Source organism: Paenibacillus rigui (genome assembly GCF_002234615.1).
In the GTDB taxonomy this organism is placed as follows: domain Bacteria; phylum Bacillota; class Bacilli; order Paenibacillales; family NBRC-103111; genus Paenibacillus_S; species Paenibacillus_S rigui.
Genome location: NZ_NMQW01000005.1, coordinates 1 through 16,125, shown reverse-complemented (window position 1 = coordinate 16,125; position 16,125 = coordinate 1). Strand labels below are relative to the sequence as shown.

General features: G+C 41.5%; 12 protein-coding genes. 10 read left to right on the top strand and 2 right to left on the bottom strand.

Translation table 11 applies throughout. The annotated features are described in order from the left end of the window. The first annotated feature begins 25 nt into the window (after nucleotides 1-25). From CF651_RS04645 to CF651_RS04630, 4 genes are all read left to right on the top strand, one after another. On the top strand, nucleotides 26-1,696 hold the full coding sequence (locus CF651_RS04645) for an NBR1-Ig-like domain-containing protein (RefSeq protein WP_094013696.1): 1,671 nt from the start codon (nucleotides 26-28) through the stop codon (nucleotides 1,694-1,696). A gap of 20 nt (nucleotides 1,697-1,716) precedes the next feature. Beyond that, nucleotides 1,717-7,875 carry a S8 family serine peptidase gene (locus CF651_RS04640; RefSeq protein WP_094013695.1) on the top strand — a complete coding sequence of 2,053 codons (6,159 nt, stop codon included), beginning with the start codon at nucleotides 1,717-1,719 and terminating at the stop codon, nucleotides 7,873-7,875. A gap of 32 nt (nucleotides 7,876-7,907) precedes the next feature. Further along, the gene (locus CF651_RS04635; protein ID WP_094013694.1) at nucleotides 7,908-8,420 is read left to right on the top strand and encodes a hypothetical protein; all 513 of its coding nucleotides are present in this window, start codon (nucleotides 7,908-7,910) and stop codon (nucleotides 8,418-8,420) included. Between the two features lie 568 nt (nucleotides 8,421-8,988). Continuing rightward, nucleotides 8,989-9,729, top strand: a complete 741-nt coding sequence (locus tag CF651_RS04630) for a helix-turn-helix domain-containing protein (RefSeq protein WP_094013693.1) — start codon at nucleotides 8,989-8,991, stop codon at nucleotides 9,727-9,729. 399 nt (nucleotides 9,730-10,128) lie between these two features. Here the strand turns inward: CF651_RS04630 and CF651_RS04625 are convergent, their stop codons facing one another. Next, the gene (locus CF651_RS04625) at nucleotides 10,129-10,335 is read right to left on the bottom strand and encodes a helix-turn-helix domain-containing protein (protein ID WP_094013692.1); all 207 of its coding nucleotides are present in this window, start codon (nucleotides 10,333-10,335) and stop codon (nucleotides 10,129-10,131) included. 150 nt (nucleotides 10,336-10,485) lie between these two features. Here CF651_RS04625 and CF651_RS04620 point away from each other — a divergent pair, with 150 nt between their 5' ends. The 6 genes from CF651_RS04620 to CF651_RS04595 all read left to right on the top strand — a co-directional run bounded on the left by CF651_RS04620 (nucleotide 10,486) and on the right by CF651_RS04595 (nucleotide 15,739). Further along, a complete protein-coding gene (locus CF651_RS04620) occupies nucleotides 10,486-11,262 on the top strand; it encodes a recombinase family protein (protein WP_094013691.1) in 777 nt (258 codons plus the stop codon). A gap of 16 nt (nucleotides 11,263-11,278) precedes the next feature. Continuing rightward, complete coding sequence (locus CF651_RS04615) at nucleotides 11,279-11,524, top strand: hypothetical protein (protein WP_094013690.1); 246 nt, start codon at nucleotides 11,279-11,281, stop codon at nucleotides 11,522-11,524. Between the two features lie 237 nt (nucleotides 11,525-11,761). Continuing rightward, nucleotides 11,762-12,997: an IS110 family RNA-guided transposase gene (locus CF651_RS04610; RefSeq protein WP_094013689.1), complete on the top strand. Its 1,236-nt coding sequence runs from the start codon at nucleotides 11,762-11,764 to the stop codon at nucleotides 12,995-12,997. Between the two features lie 116 nt (nucleotides 12,998-13,113). After that, on the top strand, nucleotides 13,114-13,848 hold the full coding sequence (locus CF651_RS32610; RefSeq protein WP_218827831.1) for an RHS repeat-associated core domain-containing protein: 735 nt from the start codon (nucleotides 13,114-13,116) through the stop codon (nucleotides 13,846-13,848). An 18-nt stretch (nucleotides 13,849-13,866) separates the two neighbouring features. Then, nucleotides 13,867-14,493 carry a hypothetical protein gene (locus CF651_RS04600; RefSeq protein WP_094013688.1) on the top strand — a complete coding sequence of 209 codons (627 nt, stop codon included), beginning with the start codon at nucleotides 13,867-13,869 and terminating at the stop codon, nucleotides 14,491-14,493. A 631-nt stretch (nucleotides 14,494-15,124) separates the two neighbouring features. Further along, a complete protein-coding gene (locus CF651_RS04595) occupies nucleotides 15,125-15,739 on the top strand; it encodes a helix-turn-helix domain-containing protein (RefSeq protein WP_094013687.1) in 615 nt (204 codons plus the stop codon). A gap of 201 nt (nucleotides 15,740-15,940) precedes the next feature. Here CF651_RS04595 and CF651_RS32605 read toward each other — a convergent pair. Then, nucleotides 15,941-16,125 (bottom strand): hypothetical protein (locus CF651_RS32605; RefSeq protein WP_218827830.1); only part of this gene is annotated, 185 nt, incomplete at its 5' end.

Here is a 16,125-nt window from a genome sequence, read left to right as displayed (position 1 = left end):
TTGATAGAACATAGGAGGAACTAAGTTGGCTAGGAGAACTTTTAAAGTGCAGATCATTCTTCTACTTATCGGTATTATCTTGCATATGAACACATTTATATCCTATGCAAGTGAACCTCAAGATCTAAAAAATAAACAGAATGTATTCCAAAATAACATTCCTACCATCACGCAAAATATGTATAAATCAACCATCACAAACAATGTTTATGCAACTGTGGATCAAAGAAAGTTTATGAAAGAGTTAACTAATCTACGCACCAAAAAAAGTAAGACGTTTGTCAACAATGATGAAACCATGACTGTTCTAACCTCTACTTATTCTCTGCATTATCAGGTAGGAAAAGAGTGGAAAGAGATTGATACAACGATTCACGAGGATCCAAGTCCAGGAGCTACCACAGAAGTTGCTGATCAAAATCAATTTACAGTCATGTTTAATCGAGAGAATAATCCATCCGTCACCTACCAGGTATATGACGAGTCTGTAAGCTATGAAGCCATTAATACTAAACAGTCGGAAGGCCGTGTTGAAAAAAATAAGATTACTTATAGTAATGCATGGCAAGAGACAGACCTCGTTTATAAAGTAAATCCGGATGATCTTAAGATGGAGTTATGGCTTAAGAATGAAAGTGCTCCTAAAGTGTTTGAGTTCAACGTAACGACAAAGAACCTAGAGCTTATTCAAAAAGAGGATGGAAGTATCGATTTTGTGAATAAGCAGGGGGAAGTGCATGGTTCAATCCCTCAGTTATGGATTCGGGATGCTTCCAGCTCAAAAAAGCGTTATAACCATACTCGATTGTTTATTGATAAAAATGAAGATCAAACCATTTTGCGTATTGAGTTAAATGATGAGGGTCTTCAATATCCGATCATGATTGACCCAACGACAAGTAACAGCTCCGGTTACTATTTTGATATTGCACCTGATTTAGATTTAGCCAGTATTGTTCAGTTTTCTGCGTTTTCTTATGATGGGGATAGTGATAGTGGGTATTATGGACATCCCGCGGATATTTATTTAACCCGTCAAGAATATGGTAGCTTTAAACCAGAATACAATGCACCGCCGCCTGGACAGGACGGAAGGAACGTTATATTTATTGGCAGGACTGTAGTACCAGGAACAGGTAGTTATAATGATGCGGTATTAAATGTAACTGGGACACAAATCATCTCTCAGTACGGGAATAGCGGTACGATTTATGGTGGTGCATGTTATTATTCTGCATGCAATACCTACATAACTTATATTGCTCATAAATCTACCTTAATTGATCATACCATTCCAAGCACGATGGAAGCCGGCAAAACTTATCCCGTCACGGTAACGTATCGGAATGACGGAGATGAGCCTTGGACAGAAGTCAGTGCGTATCGATTAGGAGCTGTCGGTGATTCAGATCCATTTGCCAATGGAAGACAAACGATTGCCGGAGGACATTCGATAGCTCCTGGTCAGCAATATACTTTTTCGTTTACTATGATGGCCCCGAATACAGGCACGTACATTTCAGATTGGCGAATGGTGAAAGACGGCTTGACCTGGTTTGGACCATCACTGACTCGAACAATCCAGGTGGTCCCTCCAGTTGCTCCACCAGCTGTACAAACAAAATATAAAATACATTATGAGTATGATGCGGCCGGCCGCATCCAAAGCTCAACCAGGACTAAAATCAGCAACTAATTCACCATTTTGGGGGACTTATGAAAACTAAATTTATTTCATTTTTGTTGAGTGGTATCTTATTGTTTTCTTTATCAGCGCCTTCCGTTGAGGCAGCCGTTGCTGATGTTCAAGATCACCTTTCAGAAACCAATTATATTGTCAAATTTAAAAACCTTGACCAAAGTACTAAAGGCTTGCAAAAGCTAAATAAAGCTTCAGGTAAAACCATAAAGCGGTTATCTTCGAATCACTCTATTGTACGTTTGAAAGCATCTGAACTAACACAACTGAAAAGCGATCCTAACGTTGAATATATTGAAAGAGACGGCTACCTCAAAAAGGCAGCTGATACGATCACGCCTAATTTGGTACAAATCCATGCGGATACTGTGTCTGAGTCCACCTACCGTGGTAAAGGGGTGAAGATTGCACTTTTTGATACGGGAATCAGTTTAAGCTCTGATGAGCTGACTGTAAAAGAAGGGGTTTCCTTTGTGGAAGAAGACCCATCTTACGATGACTTAAACGGTCATGGTACACATGCAGCCGGTATTATTGCAGCTGCAAAAAATGGGAAAGGTGTTGAAGGGATTGCTCCTGATGCGGACTTGTATTCGGTTAAAGTTTTGGATAATCAAGGTGGAGGAAGATATAGTTCTGTAATCCAAGCTTTAGAATGGGCTATCGAACAGCACATGGATATCGTTTCAATGAGTTTTGTCGGAGAACAATATTCGGCAGCGCTGGAAGAAGCGGTAAACAAGGCATATGACCATGGTATTTTATTAATTGCCGCTGCCGGTAATGATGGAGAGGCCACTCCTCGCTACCCCGCGAGGTTTTCTTCCGTCCTCTCGGTAGGGGCAGTAGATGAACAAAATCAACATGCAGCTTTTTCAAACGGTGGAGTCGAAGTAGTTGCACCTGGAGTGAATATACAGAGTGTCGGTCTTGGAAATCAATACACTGTTTTAAGCGGCACTTCGGTTGCTGCACCTCATGTTACCGGAATTGCAGCTTTAATAAAATCTGAAATGCCAGGTATGAGCAACGAAAAAATTCGGCAAATCATTGATAAAACAGCTGTTCCATTAGGATCTCCAGATGTGTTTGGTTATGGATTGGTACACGCAGCATCTGCAATAGAACAAAAAAAGGGAGAACCTATTGCTTCAAAAATTACAAGTTCCTTAGATGGGGTCGTCGATACCTACGGAATTACCAGAGAAAGAGTAGTAGAACAATTAGGAAAAGGCTACACTCTAAATCAAATAGAATTGGCATTGAAAGAGAAACAAAAGAACGGAAACCTTACCTTAGAACAAGCTCTTACACAAGTTGCACCGAATACCCGAAATATTTCGGTAGAGAAAGACCCAACAGAACTGAGCCAAAATGCAGAATCTGTTCCATTAATCACAGATTTTACTATTGAAGCTGCTGCCGATGACGATACATTTGATGAAAGTGCGATTCAGCAGGTTCAAATGAAAACGGATCAAGCACCTTTTTCTATTGGTGGAACCAACGAGTCCATATCAACGCTAACCGGTTCATTAACTTTGTCACAGGACGAATTTACACTACCAGGACGAAACGGGTTGTCATTTACTCTAAAAAGAATGTATGACAGTTCCGATGCAGAATTTTTCAAAAAGGATGTAGAGAAAGTATTACAGTGTAGTTGTCATGTTTACTTTGATGGGTATAAGTACAATCAGACTATGAAAGACAATGTGATCACCTATACATCGCCCAAATCAAAAACATCTTTTGATTTACGGCACAGTTTCTGGGAAGATGCAAATGATAGGCAAGGTTGGGTTAAGGCCAATGCAGGTAGTGCGTTTAACATCACTGCCTGGGTTGGCCCAGACAACCAAGGGAACTATTATCGGACTGTAGAAGAAATTGCTCCCGCAAATGAATTAAAGGTTACTTCTGATTACTATAATATTGGAAGTCAAAAATATCGGAATGTGGCTTTGGAGAAGCCACCCCAAGAAAATAATTATCATATCGGTAAAGGATGGACATGGAATATTCCATTTATCTACCTTGATCGTAATAGCTATTATTACCATACGGGAGATGGAGCATCTTACCAAATTTACGGTTCGAGTTTTAAAAACTATCCATGGAATGACTATGAAGTAAAGAGCAACTTCCAGGGAACGGGAATGACATATGAAATCAAAAATAAGCTGTCCGGGATTACTGAAAAATTTGATATTGAAGGAAGGTTAATTGAGCGTAGGGACCAATACAATAATACCATTTCTTTTGTATATACATCAGATGTGAAATACGGAACAGTCCTTTCAGATATTACAGATGCCATAGGGAACACCATTAACTTTGCATATGGCGACCGTAAAGTAACGATTAGTCAAGGGGACCGGACGATAACGTACGAAAAAGATACGGAATTCACCTATGACACGCTTAATAACTATCCATGGAAAACAAGAGAGCATGAAAAACTACGTTCCGTAACGGATCCTGTGGGTCGTAAAACTTTATACAATTATCAAACCGGTTATGGTTCATTTTCCTTTACAACAGGTTCTGCAAATAACCCCTCGTCTTTGTTGAAAGAGGTTATTTATCCTACCGGTGGTAAAACCTTATACACATACAATTCAAATGTGCAAGCGTTAGGAGAACGTTCGTCCCAGACGCTCTTTACGGTTGCCTCTCGTGAGGATCAGATCGTATATGATAACGGAAGCAGTGAATTTGCAAACCGTAAAGAATTCAGTTTTGTAGTAGGCCCAACTACAACAAACTTGGAAAAGGATTATGAGTTCACTAACGTCATTTGTCAGGGAACGTTAGACTCGTGCGCCAACCGAACATATTATACGTACTTAAGGGATTATATCGACCCCAGGACAACCGATTTCTATAATAAATCGATCACTCGAAGTTTTGACAACAACCTTTATGAGAAGACCATTTTTACGTATGATGTACCAAGCAGAAGAACTGTCCCTACGCAAATAGATAAGACGATCACACTAAATGGCGTTTCTGGAGAAGCAACAACGATTAAACGAACCTATAACTCATTCGGTGAAGTGACATCAGAAACAGACCCACAAGGACAAACTACTTCCTCAACTTATGACGGTACAAATGGTTGGTTACTATCTGTTACGCAACCGATCAACGCCACACTAAAGAAATATACAAGATACACTAGAAATGACAGAGGGAAAGTCACACAAGTCGTCGTCAAAGAAAACAACGAGGACGGCAAGCTTTTAAAACAAATCGACATCCCTCAATACGATAATTATGGAAACGTACTTCAGACCGTTGTGAAAGATGATTCGCGAGACATTATTACTAATTCCGAATACAGCAGTGATTATACCTATGCCTTTCGAACCAAACAAACAACACGTGTATTGGATGTTAATAATAATGCTTCAGATGTCAGCATACAGGCGTTATACAATAAAGCAACGGGGCAGTTAACTAGCTATATTGATGGTAATGGGCAACCGTCGTCTTATATCTATGATCCATTGGGTCGTGTCAAAACAATTACACATCCTGACGGAACAACAATGACAGCCAATTACGATGATATGCAAAACAAAATTTCAAGGACTGATGAAACGGGGGCAACCGCATTTGCCAAATGGGACCCGCTTGGCCGAAAAATCCAAGATGGCATCGTGGATGGTACGGAAAAGGTTAAAATCAAGTATGGTTACGATGCTTTTGGACGGCAACTTTGGGCAGAGGATGCCGAAGGGAATCGAAGCACCTTCACTTATGATAACTGGAACCGCCCAAGAGAAGTCTTCTATCCTGATACGGGTAAGTCTGAGACCCAATATGATGATTTCAATCGATCCCAAACTCAAATCGACGGTGAAGGGAATGTAACCAAAACTGACTATGACAAGATGGGTCGGGTCATCCAAACAGCTGAATTACGAAACGCACAAACGTTTGTGCTAGGTTCTCTAACATACGATTTTGCTGGACATACGATCGCATCAAAAGATGCAAAGGGTTTTGTAACAAGCTTTAATTACGATGCACTTGGAAGGGTCACATCTATAACGGACCCGAATCAGGGTACGACCAAAGTTGCCTATTCATTGGCCGGACAAGCCATTCAATTGACATATCCTGACGAGAATAAAACTACAAAGACCTATGATGAATTAGGGCGCCTGATAAAAAAGATATCTCCATTACAAAATCCAGAAATCTTCATGTATGATGCAAATAATAATCTTATTAAGCATACGGATCCAAAGGGGCAAAACTTTACATCGATTTACTCCAATCGAGGGTTTCTAAAAGAATTGCAAGCGTCTGATGAAACGATTCGCTATACCTATGACAATGCAGGTCGACGCTTAACGATGACAGATAATATAACAGCGGCTGACCCCACTGGGAACACAACAGCTTATACGTATAATGACAACACCAAGGAATTGAAATCAGTGGAATTCCCGGATCATAAAAAGTTAGAGTACACCTATGATGTTCGGGGCAACAAGTATTCGACAATGGGGCCGTTTGGGCAGTTAGATTATTTCTTCTATGACAAACGGAATCGGCTCGAGATCGTTTCTAATTCTTCTGACCGCAATGCAACTAACAGCATGTACGGTAATTACTCCTATTTTAATAATAATCTTGTGAAAAAAATTATAGAGAACAGGTACAGCTCGGATTTTACGTATGAGGGAACGAGACTGGACTCGTTAACGCTTAGGGACATGAGTTCTCAATCCGAGATTGGTTTTTATGATTACACCTATGATGTAAACCAGAACATAACCCGATCGGAAGGAAGACGAGGAAACACACCGTTTGATAAAAAATATGCCTATGATGAACAAAACCGTATTGTAACGTCGAGTGAATTTCAAGAAATCTACGAATACAATAATAGAGGGAACCGGACTCAATTTGAGACCAGTCGGGAACTTAAGAACACCCCTGTTCAGTACGAGTACGATAGTTTTAACCGATTGCGGAAAGCAATAGTAGGTGGTAATACCGTTTCCTACAAGTACAATGGAGATGGAATACTGTATGAACGGGTAGAGAACGGTGAAACCACCCGCTACTACAACGAGGGAGATCAAGTTATAGCCGATGCATCGGTTCTAAGCGGAGGACCCGTGATGAAAGCACGTTACATACGCGGGTTGGGTTTGCTTGCCAGACAAGGAAATGACAATGGGTTAGCTTATTACTTGCATAACGGACATGGTGATGTCATCCAATTAATGGGAACGAATGGGTCTACATTAAATCGATATGAGTATGATTTATGGGGAAATCCTCTTCAGCAGAGTACGCTGGAAACCGTATCGAATCCATTCCGTTATAGCGGGGAACTATGGGATAGCACCACCGAATTGCAGTATTTACGTTCAAGGTGGTATGATCCTGATAGTGGGCGGTTTATCAATAAGGATACGTATGAAGGGGATATTACGAATCCGCTGAGTTTGAATTTGTATACTTATGCGCATAATAATCCTTTACTTTGGATTGACCCAACTGGTCACGAAGTAACTATGGCTGATAAACAGGCTCAAAGACAGGGAAAACTGTCCGACTGGGATATGCAGGCTATTGAAAATGCAACAGCAATTTTTAATGATCCGAACAGTAGTTACTATGAGCGGTCTTTAGCTAGGCTTGGAGCAGTTGAGGCAAGGTTAAGTTATGATCCTAATTATGAAGATGATTTTGATTATACATTTGGAGGAGCATACGACGATACAAAGGATTGGAGAGTTAAAGTCTATGCGAATATGGGTCCCGGAAGCTTCGATACAAGGGCTGAAGGTAACAAAGCTATCAGAGATGCCTTTTCCTCTGGAAGAAGTGGTAGTAATGCAAGTCAAGTAAATTGGAAAAGTGTTAAGCTATTTGGTCATACTTTCAGTACTCATGGTGCAGGTAGCAAAAATACTAAGAGTTTGACAGATCGTGCTGCAGGTACAGGGAATGATCAAGGACAATGGCTAAATAATCAAGATGCTGCTCTTTTGATCAACTCGCAGGGTAAATTAACAGGGGTCACAACTATTGATATCCCGACAGGTCTTGGACAGGTAATCACACCAACAGGTGAAGTTATTGCAGCAACTAAAGCAATAATTGTTCCTTCACCAACGGGGACTAAAACAGCATATCCCATTCGTTAAAAAATTATAGTAAGCATTGGGGAGATGTTTAAATGTTTAAAATTGAACTTAGAACAATAATACCAATTGAGAATGTTTATGTTGAATCAAGTGAGGAAAGAGTCTATGACCAAGATTTGGATGATGGACGTTCTGTAATTGCGGATATATGTAAAATATTCGGAAGTACTAATAAAATCGTTTTTTATGTGTCTGGATTTGGACAAGATATCTGGCCTGTAGATTGTACATTTGATCTTCCAGTAATTGTTGAGCAATTACCTTCAATAATCAAGAAAATTAAACAAGGAGATTTTAATTTTGAATTGGATTTTTATGAACAAGGAATAGAGAGTACCATTGATTTTATTGATCAAAGGGATAATGTCTTGGTTGTTTGTAAGAGTAGATCAAACTGGAAGCCAGATCCCATAAATCTACAGATGGAAAAGGATGATGTTAAATCATTAATACTGGCATTAAAAAATAAGTTTTTTGAATTTGGAATGGAACTATGTCCTGATTTAATTAATAATCAATTATTACTTGACTGGATGGAAGAGTAGATTTTGTACTAGAGACCACAATACGACTAACCCTCGCGTTGTGGTTCTTTTTTTGTTCGCCGCGGCGGCTTCTTACACGACCCCATCCAGTGCCGAATGAGTTACTATATCACATTCCAATGAACTTAACCCTCGTAAGCCCCATACTAAAATTTCTCTAATACCATTGTACGCACAGCAATAATGCTCTAAGAGTATCCCCTAATTGGTGAATCGTACTTGACCAAATCCACATTAATATTGCCAGATACCATCATCATTGAACGTAATTTCTTTAACTTCGCTTTATCACGATTTTTCCAAAATGAACGGAATCTGTACAATTCGCAACATCCCCACCGCGTACCGAGATATAGACGGTGAGCGACATCGCAACTATTCGTCAGGATAACCCGACTTAATATAATGTGGGGCGAAAAATAATGTTCATTTTGTCCGCAACAGAACTGACCATTGTAACGATGGTTACTATGTAAAGACAGTCTGGTGACGACCAGTTCACATAGAGAGTAGGTCATATGAGAAGGCTAGCCGCCCACTCTATCATGAATTTGAGGGGGAAACAGTAATGGACTTGCAATTAACGCATTGGGAAGAACTCCAGTCTAGCTTGTTTAGAAGTGCCAGTGCTGAACAAACGGATGAAGAACCGACAGAACTCCATGCAGTCAATACCACGTTTTATGCCAAAGTTCCCCAAGAAATCCGCCGATGCTTTTTCTTGGATGGCAATGCAGTTAACGTACTGCTTGAACTTGTATCGTGGGGGATGTTGGACAGAGGACGAAAACGGAAAATAACGGAGTGGTTTGCTATCAATCAGCAAGTGATGGCTCTCCATCTTGGACTTAGCGAGAATACCGTCTGCACCAAGCTAAAGGAGTTGCAGAAGAAGGACTTTATTGAGGTTCAAAGGCGTGGTCGAAGGAACTTCTATCGCCTGAATACGACGCTGAACCCTTACATCGTTCTGTCAGAAGCCCTTCATGGGTTCATCCGCCACGTCTACACCAAGTCCAACTATGATGTGGTGCTAGAGCAGATGGATGACTTAGACAAGGAAGTCTATCGCGACAAGCAAGATTTGTTTCGGGAAGCCGTCGTATCAGCCGTTCTGCCGACGATAAATGACAAGGACTTCTATCAGCCGTATGTGAGACGAATACAGGAAGATATACGTCATGCGGCGGTGAACGAGATAGGGATGCTGTCGTTGGTCAACTATCACAGCATTGTAGTGGATTTATGCACGGAATTGAGCGAAAAAATTGAGCGGCAAGCACGGCTGTTAGACGGAACTGCATCGTAAAGAGCCGCCCGATTCAGCGTGAGAATTAGCCCAAATAATTAGGGTTCATTCTCCAAAAATTTTGGATTGAGGGGATTCCCAGTCCCAAATATCTAGATTGAGAATCTTCTCAATCCCAAAATTTTGGTCTGTATATATAATAAATACTTAAATCTCTTTTGTAGCAATACCTGTAGAGAAGATTTGAAGGAATACCCTTGACTGCACGCACTCCTGCGGAGCGCGGCGGTTTTTCTCTCAAAACATTCTTTACGGGAGGTAGGATAGTTTACCACTAGAATTTGAAACGAGATTCCGCCGCTCCGCCTTGCTCGTCGGGCTTCTCGCTCAATGGCTCTCAGAACGCACAGAATCGTTTTACAGGTATTCCCATATGTAAGGTTACAACGGGCGGCGTTACTATTTATCTTCCATGTCAATTAACTCATGAATGTGTATGTTCAAGGCTTTACATATCTGCTCAAGGGTGCTGATGTAAATTCTATCCGTTGTTCCCCTACAAAGCGCATTTATTGTGCCGGGACGCATATCGACCATAAGTGCAAGTTGACGTTGAGAAATATTTCGTTCGTCTAACAGTTCTTGTAATCTAATCTTGATTTTCATAGCGTACTTTCCCCCAACGGTATATGAACTACTATACCATGCCTTATGAAAAAATACATTGCGTGTGACGTTGTAACGTCATATAATAGCTGTGTGACGTTGTAGCGTAACGGTAATTGAGATTATCGTAACGGTGGGGGAGGAAACAGCATGAATGTCATCGGTTATGTAAGAGTTTCGACAAGCGGACAAGCCAAGGATGGCTACAGTTTGGTTTATCAGCAGGATGAAATCCGCTCTTATTGTGAAGAGCAAGGATGGAATCTGATACACGTTTATACGGACGAAGGTATCAGTGGGGCTAAGGTAGACGAAGAAGCCCTAGAGGTTGACAGAATTGGCTTTCAGAACATGTTAGCCGCCCTGTCTGCTCATACCATTGATGCAGTTGTCGTACTCAATACAAGCCGTTTATGGCGGTCTGACATCGTAAAGGTGCTTGTGCATCGGGAGTTCAAGAAGCATGGCGTGGATGTGAAAAGCATCGAACAGCCGACATACAGTATCTATAAGAAAGACCCAAGCGACTTCCTGATTAACGGACTGATGGAACTGCTTGATGCTTACCAACGACTTGAAATCTCCATGAAGCTAAGCCGAGGACGCAACAAGAAAGCCCAACAAGGCGGCTATGCCGGAGGTCGGGCGGCGTTCGGTTACAAAGCCAAGAAAGGTCAGAAAGCAATTGAAATTAATCCCGATGAAGCATCAGCAGTACAGCGAGTATTTGAATTAAAGGAACTATTCCCCGACTGGTCATTGTCACAGTTGGCGTATCAGATGAACTATGACCGCTTTACTACGGCTCAAGGCAAGAAGTTTACGAAAGTACAGGTCAAGCGAATCCTTGACCGCAAGGAATTTTATCAAGGTCTGTACCTCTATGGCGACATTAAAGCCGATGGTCTGCACCAAGCGATAATTTAATCGAGGGGGCGGCAACATGGAGGATATAGCCAAGCAAAAGGCTTTACTCAACGAGGAAATGACGTTCATGCAACAAATTCAAACCTGTGAAGAAGTTCTCTTTACCATTATGAATACGGTTCGTCAACATGGTACTTCGATGCACTTACTAACGGTTGAGGATATCATAACCTTTATTCATCGAATGGAACTGGATTTTAGAACGGAATTGCTCCATGTCAACCTTGAGCAAGCCATAGAAGCAAGTAAGTACAAGCGATAATCCTGCCGGGACTTGATGGAAATGAGATTTTGCTAACGTGTCTTTGCGGCTCGTCCGCTCGAACTGAGGATGCAGGCTCATTTTTCGGTCAACGTTTCAAACCATCCGTATTGGGTGGTTACTCATGGGTTAGAGGTTTGCTTACGTGTCATTGTGGCTTGTCCACTTGCAGTCAGGATGCAGTTCTAACCCATCAGTAACCATTCAATTCTAACGACAACAAGGAGTGAAGGAAGCATGAAACAGCCGGATAAATTAATTTACGTGGGGGTAGACCTTCACAAACAGCATCATACAGCGGTCATCATCGACTGTTGGAGTCAAAAGCTAGGCGAAATCAAGTTTGACAACAAGCCGACAGCATTTCCACAGCTTGAGAAGGAAGTCAAGAAGTATACCAAAAAGGGCATTTCAGTCGTTTACGGCTTAGAGGACGTGGGCGGCTTCGGCAGAGCATTAGCCGTTTACCTGACCGAGAAAGGTTGTTGGGTAAAGGAAGTCAATGCAAAACTGGCGAATAACAGACGTAAGAGTCACGTCACGATACAGAAATCCGACTCGTGGGATGCGGAATGTGTAGCGAAGGTGCTACGGGATGAACTTTACAATCTGCCGGATGCAAAGCCGATTGACCTGTATTGGGCGATTGGTCAGCTTGTGACACAGCGCAAATGGCAAGCTAGAAGCCTGTCAGGGATGGTCAAGCGGCTTCATCAGCAGTTGGGCTACCATTATCCAAGCTACAAGAAGTTCTTCTCCGAGGTTGACGGTAAGACAGCATTAGCTTTTTGGCATAAGTATCCGTCTCCTGCTCGATTGTCAGGCGTGGAGGTCGAGGAACTGGCAACGTATCTCCGCAAGCTGAGCAACTATGCTTTATCGACCAAGAAGGCTGAGCAGATACTAACGCTAATAGCCGAGGATGGCGATACGAGCCGAGATTTCCAAGACGAGAGAGATTTTATCGTGATAAGTCTTGTCCGAAATATTCGCTTCTACGAGCGTGAATTGAGCCGTATTGAAAGGGAAATCGAAGGACTGATGAAACAACTGGGCTTCCAACTGGAAACTATGACAGGTATTGAAGTGGTTACGGCGGCTGAACTGGTAGCAGAGATTGGAGATATACACCGCTTCGCTACTCCTGACAAGTTGGCTCGGTTTGCCGGAATCGCTCCTATAGCCGTAGGTTCGGGCAATAAGCATCGAAACTACAAGAGCAAGCAAGGCAACAGAGAACTTCATGACATCATCAAAGCCCTTGCCATTCGTCAGATTGCCGTTACAAGGACGAAGAAAGAGCCACGCAATCCCTACTACCATGCTTACTATGAGCAGAAGATGGTGGCAGGAAAGACCAAGCAACAAGCGATAGTGTGCATCATGCGGAAACTGGTCAACGTCATTTACTTCCTGATGAAAACGAAGAAGGCATACGTTATTCCAACAGTATCCAGTCATGAAGCGGCATGATATAATCATAGAGTCGGGCGGCGATTGTACAAAAACAGTCTCCGCCCATTTTATCGCCCATAGTACGGTTTATTAACTAGGATACGTATGAAGGGGATATTACGAATCCGCTGAGTTTGAATCTTTATACGTATGTGGAGAATAATCCACTGGGTTATACTGATCCAACGGGACATTGGAAAGATGGGGATGAGTATATTCCTACTGATTCAAGCGCTTGGAGTAATATTTTCTTTTGGTCGGGTGTATGGGATAAAGCAAACAACGGCGAATATGAAGATAATGACTCGATGAAGAGGTTCGCAGAACAACAAGCAGAAAGTGCAAGAACAGGTTACTGGACTTCATTTGGAGAGGGTATTGCTAATAATATTGACCAAAGCCAAATGCCAATGTTTATTGGTGGGGTTGCAGGAACAACTGTTGCCGTTCCTAGGACTGGTACTATGCCAAGGACCGCAGGGCCGGGTACTTTAGGGCTTGGTCTTGTATTGTCAGAAAAAATAAGTGATAGTTTAGATAACACAGCTAATAACAACTCTCAATCGTTTATTTTCCGAGATGGTTCGGGAACAAATACTAACTTAACACCTAGACCCGTAGATACAACAGGATTGTCTTATTTCACTGCTCCAAAAACCACTAAATATACATTCACTACACTAGAAGCGGTTAATGCAACTGGAGTATTGAAGGCATATATTGATAATTCGTCTACGGGTCATGTAAGTGTAGTTGCAACAAACCCTGCTCATCAAACAGCTTGGATAGCATCTAGGGTAGATGCTGAGGCTAACCCTTACTACTTGACAACTATTTTGAAGTCAATTTCAATAAAAGGACCAAAATAAGAACCGTAGGAGGAAAGAATGAGCGAACACCTTTCTTTTATTGAATTATTGGATAGTAATAATACAGTAGTAGGTTCAAAGCTATTTGTAAATTTTAGGAACGATAGTACTGTTTATTTATCATTAACATCAGGTACTCTGTCTTATGAATGTCAAGAGAGTAATTATTTAGAATCATTAGCGACAATATTGAGTCAACTTCCAGAAGGTTACAAAATGAAACACCAAAATAGAGTTGCTGTAACCTCAGGAAAGGGAAATCAACTTGTTGATATTACTGAGTTTGTTTCATTAACATACCTTTCTTCGGTTGATGATAAAGTTTTGAAATTTGAATTACGGTGTTTATTTGATGGTAATATGTATTCCGTTGATTCTACTGAAGACTTTTCAATTGCATTACAAAAGCTAAAGAATAAAATGAATGTGGACTTTAATATCTGTGCATTTTGTGAGAATGGAGATTTTATGTCCACTGGGGGAGAGGATTTAAGGCACGGTTGGTATTGTTTAAGAGAAGTAATTCCAAGGAAAAGATTATTACCGTGGTTTGAAAGAGAAGATGAATTTAAGAAAGCAATACCGAATTTAAGTGCATTTCATTGGTGTCCAAAATTTAGTCTTAGTGATAAAGAGTTCATTTAGCAAGATGTTTTTACTAACCACAATGCGACTAACTCTCGTGTTGTGGTTTTTTCTTTTTCATTGCCGCCGCGCTAAAGCCAACAAGAAAATCGCTCAATATTTGCGCCGCGGCGGCTTCTCGAAAGCCCCCACCCAGTGCCGAATGAATCGGGCGGCTAAATCCAATTAAGTATAACCCTCATAAGACAAGTACAAGAAATTCTTATATTCTAGTGTGCGCACAAAAAGCTTGAATTTGTTACCCCAATAACGCTACATCGTTACATGAAACAGGTTGATTATGGTTAGATACCACCATGATTGACCTGTTTTTAGTTATCTTCGCTTTCTTGCGTTTTTTCTGAATTTAGCCACAACTGAATAATACCCTGTCTCGATATTGAGGATGAAAAGGTCATAAGTCGCATCTTCTAGGATGGTTAGCACGACAATTCATAGTAGGGGTGACAACTTAAAGGATTTTGATTCTGTCTGCAACTGAAATGACCTTAAAAGCGATTGATACTGCGTAAGAATGAATCCTGCTGACGAGCAGTTTACATAGAACAAGGTAAGGTGACGTATAAGGCTAGCCGCTTTCCTGACTTTATAGCCGCCGCAGGGCGGAACACTCAATAGGAGGGCAACGAAAATGAAAGACCTATGGTTGAAAAAGAACAATCAAGCCGCCAATACGTACATGGATGAAGTAAGTCGGGTGAATCAATTCACATCCCATCACAACGGCTATATCAAAGTCCCCTTAAAGATTCTACGGTGCATTGGCTTGACTACTTACGAGAAGCTGATTCTGATGGACTTAATTGCTTATATGAGCGATAAGACGTTGTGCTACCCCACCATCGAAATGATTGCCCGTGATGTCGGATGTAGTTCCAAGTCGATAGAGCGGCATATCAAGGAACTTGCTGACAAGAAGATGATTCTAGTCAGCCAAGACAGAAAGAACAATACGTATTATCTGCCGAATTATCTTCACTGCCACCCGTATTTGCTGATGAGCGAGAAGACACATGAGTTAATTGGCAGTGTGCGGAAGCAAGTCAATGAGCGAGAGTTGACGTTGTGGGTACAAGGGATTGTAAAGGGTGACGAGTTCCAAGCATTTACGGCCCAACTGCAACGACTTCATGAACGTCGTTTTCCTATGGATAAGTTCGCAGAAAAGGAGATACTGGAGAGCTACGCTCAATTCATAAAATCAGAATTAGCGAAGCGATTTCCTCCCGATGTCAACAGGAATTAACGCCCGGTCTGTTATTTCAAACGACTTTGTGTCCTAACAACCGTCAGACAGTCTGTTTAGGGCGGTCAAGTAGCCCTTGTAGACAAATTGTCTGCGATGTTGACAGATTGTCGGTTATCGTGGACGGATAGTCTGCAATGAGGACACGAAGTCTATCGTAAACAGACCGGCAGTCCCACTAATAAGAATCATTAACAATACTCAATAAACAAGAATCAAGAGAAAAATCATTTGAATAAGAAACAGCAGACACGCCGTTTGGCGGTCTGCATTTTCAGGGAGATTCTTGATTCTTGGAAGGTAAAGATGGCGGTTCTCTTTACATGAATGGAGACTGTCTCTTTTAACCATCTGACGCGGCCGAGCAAAAAAGAGGGTGATACTTG